The organism is Corallococcus sp. 4LFB (assembly GCF_046520365.1).
In the GTDB taxonomy this organism is placed as follows: domain Bacteria; phylum Myxococcota; class Myxococcia; order Myxococcales; family Myxococcaceae; genus Corallococcus; species Corallococcus caeni.
Window position 1 is genome coordinate 1 of record NZ_JBKGHJ010000246.1, and the last position, 12,443, is coordinate 12,443.

Annotated in this window: 19 protein-coding genes; 16 read left to right on the forward strand and 3 right to left on the reverse strand. The window is 71.5% G+C overall.

What is annotated here, in order from left to right:
- Window positions 1-509, reverse strand: a 509-nt coding sequence (locus ACLEQD_RS24245; RefSeq protein WP_410387134.1) for a dihydroxyacetone kinase subunit DhaK, incomplete at its 3' end; no start/stop codon positions are given.
- 300 nt (window positions 510-809) lie between these two features.
- Between ACLEQD_RS24245 and ACLEQD_RS24250 the strand changes: the two genes are divergently transcribed.
- The 16 genes from ACLEQD_RS24250 to ACLEQD_RS24325 all read left to right on the forward strand — a co-directional run bounded on the left by ACLEQD_RS24250 (window position 810) and on the right by ACLEQD_RS24325 (window position 11,239).
- Entirely contained in the window at window positions 810-1,232 is a 423-nt protein-coding gene (locus ACLEQD_RS24250; RefSeq protein WP_410387136.1) for an MFS transporter, read from the forward strand.
- 109 nt (window positions 1,233-1,341) lie between these two features.
- The gene (locus ACLEQD_RS24255; RefSeq protein ID WP_410387138.1) at window positions 1,342-1,587 is read left to right on the forward strand and encodes a hypothetical protein; all 246 of its coding nucleotides are present in this window, start codon (window positions 1,342-1,344) and stop codon (window positions 1,585-1,587) included.
- 20 nt (window positions 1,588-1,607) lie between these two features.
- The gene (locus ACLEQD_RS24260; RefSeq protein ID WP_410387140.1) at window positions 1,608-2,024 is read left to right on the forward strand and encodes a hypothetical protein; all 417 of its coding nucleotides are present in this window, start codon (window positions 1,608-1,610) and stop codon (window positions 2,022-2,024) included.
- A 30-nt stretch (window positions 2,025-2,054) separates the two neighbouring features.
- Entirely contained in the window at window positions 2,055-3,320 is a 1,266-nt protein-coding gene (mxcL, locus tag ACLEQD_RS24265; protein WP_410387142.1) for a myxochelin B biosynthesis transaminase MxcL, read from the forward strand.
- Between the two features lie 94 nt (window positions 3,321-3,414).
- Entirely contained in the window at window positions 3,415-4,188 is a 774-nt protein-coding gene (locus ACLEQD_RS24270) for a 2,3-dihydro-2,3-dihydroxybenzoate dehydrogenase (protein ID WP_410387144.1), read from the forward strand.
- A gap of 61 nt (window positions 4,189-4,249) precedes the next feature.
- Entirely contained in the window at window positions 4,250-4,501 is a 252-nt protein-coding gene (locus ACLEQD_RS24275) for a hypothetical protein (protein WP_410387146.1), read from the forward strand.
- Window positions 4,486-4,962: a hypothetical protein gene (locus ACLEQD_RS24280; RefSeq protein WP_410387148.1), complete on the forward strand. Its 477-nt coding sequence runs from the start codon at window positions 4,486-4,488 to the stop codon at window positions 4,960-4,962. Before ACLEQD_RS24275 ends, ACLEQD_RS24280 begins: the two co-directional genes overlap by 16 nt.
- 56 nt (window positions 4,963-5,018) lie before the next feature.
- Window positions 5,019-6,053: a Gfo/Idh/MocA family protein gene (locus ACLEQD_RS24285; RefSeq protein ID WP_410387150.1), complete on the forward strand. Its 1,035-nt coding sequence runs from the start codon at window positions 5,019-5,021 to the stop codon at window positions 6,051-6,053.
- Window positions 6,044-6,877, forward strand: coding sequence for a hypothetical protein (locus ACLEQD_RS24290; RefSeq protein ID WP_410387152.1), 834 nt, complete (start codon window positions 6,044-6,046; stop codon window positions 6,875-6,877). The genes ACLEQD_RS24285 and ACLEQD_RS24290 overlap by 10 nt, the downstream gene beginning before the upstream one ends.
- Window positions 6,874-7,374 carry a YcaO-like family protein gene (locus ACLEQD_RS24295; RefSeq protein ID WP_410387154.1) on the forward strand — a complete coding sequence of 167 codons (501 nt, stop codon included), beginning with the start codon at window positions 6,874-6,876 and terminating at the stop codon, window positions 7,372-7,374. Before ACLEQD_RS24290 ends, ACLEQD_RS24295 begins: the two co-directional genes overlap by 4 nt.
- Window positions 7,371-8,195: a YcaO-like family protein gene (locus tag ACLEQD_RS24300; RefSeq protein ID WP_410387169.1), complete on the forward strand. Its 825-nt coding sequence runs from the start codon at window positions 7,371-7,373 to the stop codon at window positions 8,193-8,195. The genes ACLEQD_RS24295 and ACLEQD_RS24300 overlap by 4 nt, the downstream gene beginning before the upstream one ends.
- Entirely contained in the window at window positions 8,186-8,347 is a 162-nt protein-coding gene (locus ACLEQD_RS24305) for a hypothetical protein (protein ID WP_410387155.1), read from the forward strand. Before ACLEQD_RS24300 ends, ACLEQD_RS24305 begins: the two co-directional genes overlap by 10 nt.
- A 3-nt stretch (window positions 8,348-8,350) precedes the next feature.
- The gene (locus ACLEQD_RS24310; RefSeq protein ID WP_410387157.1) at window positions 8,351-9,202 is read left to right on the forward strand and encodes a sugar phosphate isomerase/epimerase family protein; all 852 of its coding nucleotides are present in this window, start codon (window positions 8,351-8,353) and stop codon (window positions 9,200-9,202) included.
- Complete coding sequence (locus tag ACLEQD_RS24315) at window positions 9,199-10,485, forward strand: glycosyltransferase family 4 protein (protein WP_410387159.1); 1,287 nt, start codon at window positions 9,199-9,201, stop codon at window positions 10,483-10,485. Before ACLEQD_RS24310 ends, ACLEQD_RS24315 begins: the two co-directional genes overlap by 4 nt.
- Window positions 10,482-10,937: a PIG-L deacetylase family protein gene (locus ACLEQD_RS24320; RefSeq protein ID WP_410387161.1), complete on the forward strand. Its 456-nt coding sequence runs from the start codon at window positions 10,482-10,484 to the stop codon at window positions 10,935-10,937. Before ACLEQD_RS24315 ends, ACLEQD_RS24320 begins: the two co-directional genes overlap by 4 nt.
- Entirely contained in the window at window positions 10,934-11,239 is a 306-nt protein-coding gene (locus ACLEQD_RS24325; protein WP_410387163.1) for a hypothetical protein, read from the forward strand. The genes ACLEQD_RS24320 and ACLEQD_RS24325 overlap by 4 nt, the downstream gene beginning before the upstream one ends.
- Here the strand turns inward: ACLEQD_RS24325 and ACLEQD_RS24330 are convergent.
- Both ACLEQD_RS24330 and ACLEQD_RS24335 read right to left on the reverse strand, forming a co-directional pair.
- A complete protein-coding gene (locus tag ACLEQD_RS24330) occupies window positions 11,232-11,945 on the reverse strand; it encodes an immunity 52 family protein (protein ID WP_410387165.1) in 714 nt (237 codons plus the stop codon). The genes ACLEQD_RS24325 and ACLEQD_RS24330 overlap by 8 nt on opposite strands.
- Window positions 11,942-12,443: restriction endonuclease fold toxin 5 domain-containing protein (locus tag ACLEQD_RS24335; protein WP_410387167.1), on the reverse strand; the 502-nt coding region annotated here is incomplete at its 5' end. The genes ACLEQD_RS24330 and ACLEQD_RS24335, both read right to left, overlap by 4 nt.

The following is a 12,443-nucleotide window of genomic DNA, read 5'->3' on the forward strand; positions in this document are numbered from 1 at the left end:
CCCGCCGCCGCGGCGGCCCCCGCCACCTTGTGCACCAGCACCACGCCCGCGATGCCCCGGCGCCGCTCGGGCTCCACCGTCTCCCTCAGCGCCACGTCGTCCGCCACCACCACCACTTCCGTGGGGATTCCTTCCGCCCGCGCCAGCTCCGCCGCGAGCCCGAAGTTGAGCCTGTCACCCGTGTAGTTCTTCACGATGAGCAGCGCGCCCGCCGTCCCCGCCACCGCGCGGATCGCCGCCAGCACCGCGTCCGCGCTGGGCGACGTGAACACGTCCCCCGCCACCGCCGCGTGCAACATCCCCGTCCCCACGTAGCCCGCATGCGCCGGCTCGTGCCCGCTGCCTCCACCCGACAGCACCGCCACCCTCCGCGCCGCCAGCGCCGCCGGCACGTCCGAGCGCACCACCACCGTCTCCCCCTCCAGCAACGCCTGCCCCGGAGCGAGCGCCACGAACCCCTCCAACATCTCCTGGACCACTGCGCGCGGCGCGTTGACGAGCTTCTTCACCATCGACTCCTGGGTGGAGGGGAACGGGGACGGAAACGGTGCTCGGCACCCACCCTTCCGCCCCGCCTCCACCCCGTCAAGCCAGACGAAGCGTGCAAACCCGCCGCCAGATGATTCCGTGACGGAACCCGCTTTCCCATTGACTCCGGAAGTTTTTATGAAGATGATTCTCATTATCATTCGCCACATAGCGACTGCTCACGGCGGTCCGGCGCGCAGCGCGTCCGGGCCTGGCCGAGCCCTGTCTGGCATTGCCGGGCGGGGCCGGGGCCGGCGTGTGTCTGGATTCAGGTGATTGTCTTGAGTGCTCCATCCCCCGCCGCGCGAGAGCGCCCGCTGTTGTGGCTGCTGGCCGCGGTGCAGTTCACCCACGTCGTCGACTTCATGATGCTGATGCCGCTGGGCCCGCTCCTGATGCAGCGGCTGGGGCTGTCGGCGACGCGGTTCGGAGCGCTGGTGTCCGCGTACACGCTCGCGTCCGCGGCCATGGGCGTCCTGGGCGTGTTCTGGCTGGATCGCCTGGAGCGCAAGCGCACGCTGCTCCTGCTCTACGCGGGCTTCATCGCGGCCACGCTCCTGTGCGGCGCGGCCACCGGGGCCTCGGGGCTGCTCATCGCGCGCACCGTGGCCGGCGCCTGCGCGGGGCTGATGGGCGCGGTCGTCATCACATCGTCAGCGACGTGGTGCCCGCGGAGCGCCGGGGCCAGGCCATCGGCACCGTGATGACGGCCTACGCCCTGTCCGCCGTGGCGGGCGTGCCGCTGGGGCTGGGCCTCGCGAACCTGGGGGCTGGCGCTCGCCGTTCATCGCCCTCGCCGCTGTCGCGGGCGCCGTGTGGCTCCTGCTGCTGCGCTTCCTCCCGCGCGTGGACGGGCACCTGTCCCAGGCGTCCGGCGCAGGGGCGTCCACGCCGGGCCTCACGCCCCGGCTGGCCTTGGGCTGGGGCCTCACCTTCACGGTGGTGTTCGCCAGCTTCCTGCTCATCCCCTACCTGGGCGCGTTCATGGTGGGCAACGTGGGCCTGTCCCTCACGGACCTGCCGTGGGTGTACCTGGCGGGCGCGCGGCCACGTTCGTGAGCTCGCGCGGGATTGGCCGGATGGCGGACCGCCTGGGCCCGGCGCGCGTGCTGGCGCTCCTGTTGGTCGCCACCATGGGGCCGCACCTGCTCTTCACGCACCTGCCGCCGTCCCCGCTGCCGGTGGTGGCCCTGGTGTTCGTGCTCTTCATGACGCTCACCTCCGGCCGCGCCATCCCCACCATGGCGCTGGTCGCGTCGCGGGTGCCGCCGTCGCTGCGGGGCCGCTACCTCGCGGTCAACATGGCCGCCAGCGACGGCGCCTCCGGGCTCGCCGCGTGGATGGGCGGACTGGCGCTCAGCACCGCGCCGGACGGCACGCTCATCGGCTTCGCGCGGCTGGGCTGGCTGGCGGTGGGCGTGTCCGCGCTCGCGCTCGGTCTCTTGTGGTCCTTCGCGGGCCGCGCCGTGCGGCTGGACGTTTCGCCCGCGCCCTGAATCCCTCTCCACCCCTCACCAGGACCCGCCATGTCCCAGACAGCACCGCGTCACCCGTCCCTGCCCCGCCCCATCGTGGGTGACCTCAAGCTGGAGCGCTCCCACCAGCTGCTCGCCGAGGCCCGCCGGTGGGTCCCCGGCGTCACCCAGACGATGATGAAGAAGCCGGACCACTTCGCCCCCGGCGCCTTCCCCGTGTTCCTCGCGAAGGGCCACGGCGCGCTGGTGGAGGACGCGGACGGCCAGGAATACATCGACTACATCCAGGCGCTGGGCGCCAACATGCTGGGCCACAACCACCCGGCCGTCACGGAGACCATCCGCAAGCACCTGGCGGAGGGCATCATCCACTCGCTGCCCACGCCGGTGGAGGTGTCCTCCGTGAAGGCGCTGGTGGAGGTGATTCCGGGCGCGGAGATGGCCCGCTTCTTCAAGACGGGCGCGGACGCCACCTCCGCCGCCGTGCGCCTGGCGCGCCACCTCACCGGCCGCGAGCGCATCGTCACCGTGGGCTACAACGGCTGGCACGACCACTTCATGTACGACACCCCGGGCGTGCCCCCGACGGTGGCGAAGCTCACCACCCGGCTGCCCCTCTTCACGGCCCCGGACGAGCTCGGGCTCATCATGCACCTGGAGCAGCACGGTCCCCAGCTGGCGTGCCTGCTCCTGGCCCTCCCGTACAACCGCACCCTCACGCGCGAGTTCCTCCTCCGGGTGAAGGAGACCTGCGCGAGGCACGGCGTGATGTTCGTCCTGGATGAAGTCGTCACCGGCTTCCGTCTGGCCCTGGGCGGCGCGCAGCAGTACTTCGACGTGCGGGCGGACTTCGTCACCCTGTCCAAGGGCATCGCCGCGGGCATGCCCCTGTCCGCCATCGCGGGCCCGGAGAAGTACCTCTCCCGCCTGAGCGAGCTCCAGGTGTCCACCACCTTCGGCGGCGAGATGCTCTCCCTGGCCGTGTGCGAGGCCGTCATCGGCGAGTACCGCCGCACGAACTCCATCGAGCACATCGCCAGCCTGGGCCGCCGCCTGCGCGACGGCGTCAACGCCCACGCGCGGGAGACGGGCTCCACGCTGGAGGTCATCGGCTACGACGCCGTGCCCTTCTTCCGCTTCAGCCACGTCATCCCCGAGCACATCGAGAAGATGATCCCCTTCCAGGCCGGCATGGCCCGCCGGGGCGTCCTCCTCCGCCGCGACCTCAACTTCATCAGCGCCGTGCACACCGTGGAGCAGATCGATCACACCATCGCCGCCGCCGGCGAGGTGCTCCGTGAACGGTTCCACGCCTGAGCCTCCTTGACAGGAATTCATGAGCATGGCACTTCCCGATTCTGAAAATGAGAACCGTTCTCATATTCATCCAAACAATCCGGGCGAGCGGGTGATGGCTTCAATGACAGGGCACGCGGTGGTGACGGGCGCGGCGCAAGGCATTGGCGCCGCGGTGGCGCGCAAGCTGGCGCGCACCCTGCCTGTCGCGGTGTTCGACCAGAACGCCGCCGGGCTGGAGCTGCTGGTGGCGGAGCTGCGCCAGCAGGGCCTGAAGGCCACCGCGTTCCCGGTGGACGTGCGGGACAAGGACGGCATCGAGGCCGCCATCGGGCACATCGAGTCCAGGCTGGGGCCCATCCAGGTGCTGGCCAACGTGGCGGGCATCCTGCGCGTGGGCCCGGTGCTCACGCAGGGCGACGAGGAGTGGATGGCCACCTTCGCGGTCAACACCCACGGCGTGTTCCACGTCTCGCGCGCGGTGGCGAAGCACATGGTGCCCCGCCGCTCCGGCGTCATCGTGACGGTGGGCTCCAACGCAGCCCGCGTGCCGCGCATGCAGATGGCGGCCTACGCGGCGTCCAAGGCCGCCTCCACCATGTTCACCCGGTGCCTGGGGCTGGAGCTGGCCCAGCACGGCATCCGCTGCAACGTCGTGTCCCCCGGCTCCACCGACACCGCCATGCAGCGGGGCATGTGGACGGATGACTCCGGCCGCGAGGCCGTCATCCAGGGCTCGCTGGACACCTACCGCACGGGCATCCCGCTGCGCCGCATCGCCACGCCGGACGACATCGCGGACGCGGTGGTGTTCCTCGCGTCCGACCAGGCCCGGCACATCACGATGCACGACCTGTGTATCGACGGCGGCGCCACGCTGGGCGTCTAGCCCGCCCACGACGCCGCCCTCCCCTACCCGCCTTCCCTCCACGCATCGCCCCGAGTTGAGAATGATTCCTGATACCAAAATCATTGGACGTCAGCAGGACGCGCGGACGGTGGACGGCGTGGTGGGCGCGCCGGCCGTGGCGCGGGAGCAGGAGGCGCTGTCGGCGCGGCTCCTGCGCGACTACGACGCGGGCGCGTTCTTCTTCGCGTCGCCCCGGCGCACGATGCTGGCGCGCGGCGTGTTCGCCACGGTGCCGGACGCGGGGGGAGCAGCTCGCTGGACGGACTGCCGGAGCGCGTGGCCGCGGTGTTGAGCGCGTCGCGCGAGGCGGCGCACGACATCCCGGTGGCGGTGGGCGCGGTGCTCGTCGCCCCGTGCTTCGGCGCGGCCCCGGCCCTGCCCTTCGTGGCGGGGCTTTCGCATCACCTCTTCAACGCGGCGCTGCCGGACGCGGGCTACGGCGGTGAAGCCCTGCTGGGCGACCTGCTGGAGCCCGTCATGAAGCGCCTCACGCAGGAGGCCCTGGCCACGCTGCCGGAGCGGCTGGCCGGCGTCGTGCGGCAGGCGCTGGCGCTCACCGGCAACGTGGACTCGGCGGAGGCGCGCGCCTTCAACGCGTCGGACGCGCTGGACCGGGTGCTGGAGCTGGAGGCCCACGCGCGCGCGGCGGGCTTCACCCTGCGCCAGGCGATGGAGGACCTGGAGCTCATCCACCCCGGTCCCCTCCAGGCCTTCGGCGACGGCGTGCTGCGTGAAGCCGGGGTGTGGCCCTGAGCGGGCGGCGGCTTCCTGAACCTTCCCCTGAACCTTCTGAAGACGAGGCGGTGCGCATGTTGGAGGCGAAGCCGAAGGCCCACAGGCTGGGCTGGGCGGTGGTGGGCTGTGGCTGGGTGGCGCGGGACTACGTCATCCCGGCGCTCCAGGGCGCGAGCAACGCGCGGCTGGTGGCGCTGTGCGACGCGAACGCGGAGGCGCTGCTGCGCATCCCCGCGGACGACGTCGCCCGGTACACGGCCCTGGGGTCGGTGCTGGCGGACAAGGACGTGGAGGCCGTCTACATCGCCACGCCCAACCACCTGCACGCGGCGATGACGGAGGCGTGCGCGGCGGCGGGCAAGCACGTGCTGTGTGAGAAGCCCATGGCCGTCACGCCCCGGGACGGCCTGCGCATGGTGTCCGCGTGCCAGCGCGCGGGCGTGCACTACGCCACCGCGTTCGACCAGCGCCACCACGCGGCGCACCGCAAGCTGCGCACGCTGGTGAAGGAGGGCGTGCTGGGCACCGTCACCCAGGCGCGCATCCACTACGCCTGCTGGCTGCCGGCGGACTGGACGCCGGACAACTGGCGCATCGACCCCGAACAGGCCGGCGGCGGCGCGATGATTGACCTGGCGCCGCACGGCCTGGACCTGCTGGAGGTGGTGCTGGGCGACGAGTGGGAGTCGCTCTCCGCCATGACGCAGCGGCGCGTGCACGCGTACGCCGTGGACGACGGCGCGGTGCTGATGGGCCAGTTCCGGAGCGGCACGCTGGGCCTGTTGCAGGTGGCCTACAACTGCCCGGACGCGTACCCCCGGCGCACGCTGGAGCTCATTGGCACGAAGGCGCGCGCGCTGGCGTACAAGACCATGGGCCAGACGCCCGGCGGCTCCCTGTCCCTCACCGACGCGAGGACGGGCGAGGAGACGTGGCTCCACCTGTCGCCGGAGGAGGACCGCAGCCCCTTCCTCAACCAGGCGGAGACCTTCTCCGCGTGCGTGCTGGAGGGCCGTCCGCAGCCGTACGCGCCGGAGCGCGACGTGCGGCTCGTGGGGCTGCTGACGCAGGCGACGCAGGACGGGAAGGCGTATCCGTCATGTCACTGACCCGCTACGCCTGCACCCACTGCGGCACGTGGCAGCCGGGCTTCCCGCGCACGCAGCCCACGGGCTGCCCCACCTGCCTGGACGTGCGCAACGCGCTGCCGCGCGACGGCTGGGAGTTCCAGACGACGGGCCAGGTGTCGGAGCGGCTCGCCACGCGCTGGGAGGAGACGCTGCCCGGCATCTGGGGCTTCTCCTGCACGCCGCCCTTCGGCCTGGGCTCCACGGGGTGGCTCCTGCGCAGGCCGGAGGGCAACGTCGCCTTCGAGGGCGCGCCCTGGTACTCGCGGCCCGCGCTGGAGTTCATTGAAGTCCTGGGCGGCATCCAGGTGCTGTCCGCGTCGCACCCGCACGGCTTCGGGGCGCTGTGGCAGTTGCAGGAGCGCTTCGACCCGCTGCTCGTGCTGCACCGGGACGCCGTCCCGTACAGCAAGGCCTTCCAGGTGCGCTGGCCCGTGGACGACGAGCAGGAGCTGGCCAGGGACCTGACGCTGCACTGCGTGGGCGGCCACTACGAGGGCCAGACGGTGCTGTACGACGCGAGCACCCGCTCGCTGTTCTGCGGCGACGCGCTGAAGGTGGACCTGGACGCGCAGGGCCGGCCCACGGCGCTGTCGTGCCACAAGGGCTTCCACTACGCGATTCCGCTGAGCCACGGCGAGCTGCGCCGCTACCGCGCGGTGCTCAAGCAGCTCCCGTTCGAGAACGTCTTCACCCCGTTCGAGTTCGCCCGCGGCGTCACCCGCGAGCACGCGCTGGCGCTGTTCGACCGGCTGCTCGCGGGCATGCCGCACACCCGTCCCCTGCCCTTGGAGGAACTGTCATGACCCTTGCCCGAGCCCTGGATGCCTACCACCGCGCCGTGTCCACCGGCGCCCTGCAGATGTTCCGCATCGACCCCATCGACCGGCTGGGAATCCCGGTGGCCTCCGCCAGCCTGCGGCTGGGCAACGGTCCCGGCGCGGTGCTGCACGGCAACGGCTACGGCCGCACGGACGAAGAGGCCCGCGTGGGCGCGCTGGGCGAGCTGGTGGAGGAGACCTTCTGCGAGTACGCGATGCAGCGGATGCCGCGCGTGCACGGAAGCCACACGGCGCTGGTGCGCGCCAGGGGCCCCACGGCGGTGGTGGATCCGCTCACGCTGGGGCTGCCCGCGGGCAGTCCGTACACGCCCGACATGCCCCTGGTCTGGGTGGAGGTGCAGCGGCTGGCCACCGGGGAGCGGGTGCTGGTGCCGGAGGAGTACGTCGCCATCCACCCCGGGCACCTGCAGGCCGCGCGCCGCTCATCACGCCCATCACCAACGGCCAGGGCGCGGGGCTGACGCGGCCCCAGGCGCTGGCGCACGGCCTGCTGGAGCTGATCCAGCGCGACGGCAACGGCCTCATGTACCGCGCCATGGACCAGGGCGTGGTGCTGGACCTGGAGGGCGCGGACCTGGCGCCGGACGTGCGCGAGCTGCGGGAGCGCTACCAGCGCGCGGGCGTGGAGGTGATGGCGAAGCTGGCCAGCACGGACTTCGGCCTGGTGAACCTGTACGTGGTGGGCCGCGACCTGTCCGTGGGGGACCAGCCCCTGATGGTGACGGCGTGCGGTGAGGCGGCCGACCCCGACCGGGACCGGGCGCTGCGCAAGGCGCTGCTGGAGTACGCCTGCTCGCGCGCGCGCAAGGCCTTCATGCACGGGCCGCTGAACCACGTGGCCCGGGTCGCGACGCCGGAATACATGGAGCGCTTCGTGCCGCAGGTGGACCTGGAGGCGGAGGAGCCGCGCGCGCTGAACGCGATGGTGGAGTGGGCGCGGATGCCGGCCGCGGCGCTCCGCGAACTGACGGCGTGCACGCTGATGGTCCGCCAGAAGGTGCGCTTCGAGGACCTGCCCCGCTCGCCCGTGGTGGAGGACCCGTCGCTGCGGTGCGACCACGTGGTGCGGCAGCTGCACGCGGCGGGCTTCGACATCCTGGTCGCGGACCTGTCGCCGCCGGGCCGCCAGGTGCACGTGGTGAAGGCGCTGGTGCCGGGCCTGGAGGTGGAGACGATGACGTACTCCCGCGTGGGCGAGCGCAACGTGGCGCGGCTCCTGGAGCGCAGGGACCCGCTGGTGGGCCTGGGGCGCCGCCCGCGGGAGCGCAGCCGGTGCGGCTGACGCCGGAGGCCGAGGAGCGGCTGGGCGGCCCCGTCTGGTTCAACGTGCGGCTGGCGGAGGCGCGCGTGGGGCGGCTGTACGCGCTCTACCGGGAGCCGGACCGCCACGCGGTGCCGAAGGTGCTCGCCAGCCGTCGCTTCGGGGGGCAGTGAGCCATGGCGCTGCGCTTCGCGTACAACACCAACGGCGTGTCGAATCATCGCTTCGAGGACGCGCTCGGCCTCATCGCGGACAGCGGCTACGACGGCGTGGCCCTGACGCTGGACCACCACCACTTCGACCCGTTCGCGCCGGACTTCGAGCGGCGCACGGAGCAGCTGGCCGCGCGGCTGGAGCGGCTGGGCCTGGGGCTGGTGGTGGAGACGGGGGCGCGCTTCCTCCTGGACCCACGCCAGAAGCACGAGCCCACGCTCATCACCCCGGACGCGCAGGGCCGGGCGCGGCGGCTGGAGTTCCTGAAGCGCGCGGTGGACGTGTGCGCGACGTGCCGGGGCGAAGCGGTGTCCTTCTGGGCGGGCGTGCCCCGCGCGGGCGTGACGGAGCAGGCCGCGTGGCCCTGGCTGGTGGACGGGGTGGCGCGGCTCTCCGAGTACGCGGCGGCGCACGGCGTGGTGCTGGCGGTGGAGCCGGAGCCGGGGATGCTGGTGGAGACGGTGGATGGCTGGCGCCAGCTGCAGGCCCGGGTGCCCGGCGTGCGGCTGGCGTTGGACGTGGGGCACCTGCTGGTGACGCAGGAGCGGACGCCCGCGCAGGCGGTGCGCGAGTTCGCCCAGGTGCTGGGCACGGTGGCGCTGGAGGACATGAAGCGCGGCGTGCATGAGCACCTGCCGTTTGGTGAGGGGGACGTGGACGTGCCGTCGGTCCTGCGCGAGCTGACGCGGGCAGGCTACGAACGGCTGGTGTGCGTGGAGCTGTCCCGGGACGCGCACCGGGCGCACGAGCTGGTGCCGCGGGCACTGGAGTGGCTGAGGGAGCGCCTGCCGACGGGCGCGGAGGTGGCGGCGTGAACAGCGTGAACGGGCTGCGGATCTGCTTCATCTCCCGGCGCTTCTTCCCGGCCATCTCCGGGATGAGCGTCTATGCGCTGAACCTGGTGCGGGAGCTGGTGGCGTGCGGGCACGACGTGACGATGGTGAGCCAGTACCGCAACGACCCTGCCGGCATGGCGGTGTACGGAGGCGGGCCGCCGCCGGGCATCCCGGGCGCGCACGTGCTGGGCTGCGAATCGCTGGGCGAGCAGCGCATCAACCAGGGCCAGCCGGCGAGCTTCGAGCAGGACCTGGAGGTGATGGTGGACACGGTGGTCCGCGAGCACCGGCGCCGGCCCTTCGACCTCATCCACGCGCAGTATGGCTATCCGTGTGGACTGGCGGCGCTGGAGGCGGCCAGGCGGCTGGGATTGCCCAACGTCGTCTCCATCCAGGGAGGGGACGGGCACTGGGTGGGGACGTGCTGCGGGACGCACAAGCAGGCGATGCTCGCGGTGCTGGGCCACGCGGGGGCGCTGCTGATTGGGAGCAGGTCCTTCGCGGAGGAGGTGAGCGGGCACCACGGGACGCCGCTGGAGCGGTTCACCATCGTCCCCGGCGCCACGGACACGCAGCGCTTCCACCCCAGGGATGAATCGGCGCTGGGTGGGACGCGGGACGTGCCGGTGTGGCTGTACCACGGCCGGGTGGACGCCCGGAAAGGCGTGATGGAGCTGCTGGAGGCGGTGCGGCGGCTGGTGGCGGACGGGCGGACGTTCCGGCTGCGCGTGTCTGGGATTGGGCCGGACGTGGAGGCGGTGCGCGCGAGGGTGGAGGCGGAAGGGCTCCAGCGCGTGGTGGAGCTGACGGGGGTGTCCACCTACGCGGAGGCGCCGGACCTGTACCGGAGCGGGGACCTGTTCGTGTCGCCCACGTATTCGGAAGGGTTCTCCAACACGTTGCTGGAGGCGATGGCGTCCGGGCTGCCCATCGTGTCGACGCGGGCGGTGGGCGTGGTGGACTGCCTGGAGGACGGGCGGGACGGGCTGCTGGTGCCGCCGAAGGACAGCGCCGCGCTGGCGGAGGCGATGGGCCGGCTGATGGACGACGCGCCGCTGCGCAAGCGGCTGGCGGCCACGGCGCTGCGCGAGGTGCGGGAGCTGTACTCGTGGCGGGCGGTGGGGCGGAGGATTCAGGGCGTGTACACGGAGCTGACGGGCACGCGGCCGGACACGCGGTGGACGCACCTGTACGACCCGGCGACGACGCAGGAGCGCGCGGATCCGGCGTGCCGGTTCCGGGCGGCGCCGCACCTGCTATGAGCACGGCCCTGTTCGTGTCGCCGCACCTGGACGACGTGGCCTTCTCCTGTGGCGGCACGCTGGCGGCATTGAAGGCGAAGGGGTGGAAGGTGGCGCTCGCCACCGTCTTCACGCGGTCGGTGCCGGAGCCGAAGGGCTTCGCGCTGCAATGCCAGACCGCGAAGGGGCTGGGGCCGGACGTGGACTACATGGCCCTGAGGCGCAAGGAGGACCGCGCCTTCGCGGCCTGCATGGGCGTGGACCACCTGAGCTGGGGGGACCTGGAGGAAGCGCCGCACCGGGGCTACGAGAGCCCGGAGGCCTTGTTCCAGCCGCCGCGACCCGATGACGTCATCGAAGCGAAGGTGGCGGCCTGTCTGAAGCCGGTGTTGCGGGAGCTGAAGCCGGATCGGGTGTTCGTGCCCAGGCCCTGGGGAGCCACGTGGACCACGTGCAGGTGGTGCGAGCCGTGAAGGAGCTGGGCCTCCCCGCGAACCGCGTCCTCTACTACCGGGACACGCCCTACGCCGTGCGCGAACCGAAGGCCTGGCCCGACGCGGCCGTGCCCCAGGGCCTGCGCCCCCTGGCGGTGGACATCACGGAGCACCTGGCGAAGAAGGTGGAGGGCTGCGTCCGCTACGACACGCAGCTGGCGTTCCAGTTCGGCGGCGTGGACGGCCTGGCCCGGACGCTCACGGCGTTCCACCGGATGGAGGCGCAGGAACGGGGTCAGGCAGGAGCGGCGGAGGTGTTCCTGGCGGACGGGGTCAGCTGATGGGCCGCAAGGGATGCAGCAGGCCCGCCGCGTCGAGCACCTGTTGAACCTGGGAGGCCAGCGCGACGTGGTCCGGATTCGTCACGGTGAAGCGTTCCGGGGTGAGGACCACCAGGGTTCCCAGGTCTCCCACGGGCTCAACGCGCACAGGAGCGGGGAGCGGCGGCACGGTGCCTCGCTGGCGGGAGAGGTACATGACCCAGCCAGGAAGGGTCCCCATCTTGGTCCGCGAGGACATGCTCACGAGGTGATCACTCGAAGTGGCGAGACCAAACTCTGGCTCCCAGATGTGCGCCATCTCCCGAAGCAGCTGGGAAAGCATGGTTGCGGTCAGGATGCGTTCTGAGAGCGGACCTTGCTCAGGCGGAGACAGGACACAGGACGAGGGGGTCCAGGGATCCGCGGAGCCACACATTCCGGAAACACTCGATGTTTCATCAGGTCCAGCACCCGCCCAGAGCCAATACTGAAAGGCATCCCCGAGCTGGCAGTCCTTCCTGTTGAAGTGCTTGCGCAGCGAATCCACGTCCGTGGCGACCTGCTTTTGAACTGCTTCCTCGAAGGATTCCGCCGTTTCACACCAGCGGTTCCAGGTCGGTTCGATGCGGCCCAGGAACTGGAAGAACGCCGAGGCACGCCGAGCACATTGCTCAACGGATTCACTGCGTCCCTTCCAGTAAGCACCTGCGAAATAGGACTCGATCATGGGGTGACGACCTTGGCTGGACGCAGGACGACTTCGATGTCGATGAGCTCCTGGGCGAACATCCTTCTGAGCACCATCGCGAACCGCTCCTCCGCGACAATCCAGCGCACAGGAGTATCCCTGGCCAAACGCAACTGACGACGTGCCTGTTGTAGCAGGCTCTTTTCGCCCTGGAAGTACGACTTGAAGCTTGGCCCATCATCAAGAAACTTCTCGTATCCAGGGCCCTTGGCCTCCAGCAGAGCGTTCTCATCCAGGTCATAGCCGTCGAAGTCGACCTCTTCGTCCCCTCGCTTGACCCGATACGCGGAGCCCTTCGGCGCACCCGTCACCTGGGCCTGATAATCGCGGGCCCGGCCGGACATCGACTCGTTCACCTGCACCCACTTGCCCGGGCCTCCTGGACTGCTCGGAGGCGGTGGGCCCACCGTGGCCATGGCCACCGCCGTGGACGCGAGCGTCACCTCCACCACTCCGTCCACCACCGCCACCGCGCTC